Origin of the sequence: Methylobacterium sp. J-072, assembly GCF_022829425.1 — a bacterium.
GTDB lineage: Bacteria > Pseudomonadota > Alphaproteobacteria > Rhizobiales > Beijerinckiaceae > Methylobacterium.
On sequence record NZ_JAKSYK010000183.1, the window covers coordinates 1 to 263 of the forward strand.

Below are 263 nucleotides of genomic sequence, written 5' to 3' on the forward strand. Positions count from 1 at the left end.
TTGAGGAAGGGAGACGCGGACGGCGTTTGTCCTTGCGGTCGGAGCTTTGGCTTCGACAAGTGAGAGACTAGTGCCGATCGTCGTATCTCTCTTTTTGAGCTCACCGATCTGGCTGCGCTGTGAAGCGCTGCTTGGTCGATTGTGAGGCTCCGTCTGAGAATTACGTGATCGGCCAGATCAATCTCTTCAACGTGAGAGTTTGATCCTGGCTCAGAGCGAACGCTGGCGGCAGGCTTAACACATGCAAGTCGAGCGGGCACCTT

The 263-nt window shown here is 55.5% G+C and carries 1 rRNA gene; it reads left to right on the plus strand.

Going from position 1 to position 263, the window contains the following annotated elements:
* Window positions 1–187: 187 nt before the first annotated feature.
* Window positions 188–263, plus strand: a 16S ribosomal RNA gene (locus tag MKK67_RS23085); the annotation flags it as partial.